Raw genomic sequence first — 831 nt, 5'->3', positions numbered from 1 at the left:
GGCTGGCGTCGAGCGGCCTGTCGGCGAATTCGGCGACGGCCAGGCCCTCGGCGAGCTTAAGCGCCGTCTCCATGGAATCGGCAAGTCGCGTCGCCAGGTCGCCGCGCACGACAATGCGGTCGACGACTACGTCGATGTCGTGCTTGTACTTCTTGTCCAGCGCCGGCACGTCGGCGATCTCGTAGAAGACGCCGTCGACCTTGACGCGCTGGAAACCCTTCTTCTGCAGCTCCAGGAGTTCCTTGCGGTACTCGCCCTTGCGGCCGCGCACGATCGGCGCCAGCAGGAACAGGCGCGTGCCTTCCTCGAGCGCCAGCACCCGGTCGACCATTTGGCTGACCGTCTGGCTCTCGATCGGCAGGCCGGTGGCCGGCGAATAGGGAACGCCGACGCGCGCGAACAGGAGGCGCATGTAGTCGTAGATCTCGGTGACGGTGCCGACCGTCGAGCGCGGATTTTTCGACGTCGTCTTCTGTTCGATGGAGATGGCGGGAGACAGCCCGTCGATCTGGTCGACATCAGGCTTCTGCATCATTTCCAGGAACTGGCGCGCATAGGCCGACAGGCTCTCGACGTAGCGGCGCTGGCCTTCGGCATAGATCGTGTCGAAGGCGAGCGACGACTTGCCGGACCCTGACAGGCCGGTCATGACGATAAGGCTGTCACGCGGCAGGTCGAGATCGACGTTCTTCAGATTGTGTTCGCGCGCCCCGCGAATGGAAAGGTATTTATGGTCGGCCATCGCCGGTCGCCGCCTCAGGTCTGGAATTCGTGGGATCGGCGGGGTTTTCCCCGCCCTCCCCCCTGTTAGTAATTTTTCCCCCACGTCGA

General features: G+C 63.8%; 1 pseudogene. It reads right to left on the bottom strand.

What is annotated here, in order from left to right:
• Positions 1-742 (bottom strand): annotated as a pseudogene (locus tag EN738_RS34700) (excinuclease ABC subunit A); the annotation flags it as partial.
• Between the last annotated feature and the right edge of the window lie 89 nt (positions 743-831).

This window comes from Mesorhizobium sp. M4B.F.Ca.ET.017.02.2.1 (assembly GCF_003998955.1).
Lineage (GTDB): Bacteria > Pseudomonadota > Alphaproteobacteria > Rhizobiales > Rhizobiaceae > Mesorhizobium > Mesorhizobium abyssinicae.
The sequence above is the reverse complement of the archived record's forward strand: the minus strand, read 5'-3'. Positions and strand labels throughout refer to the sequence as shown.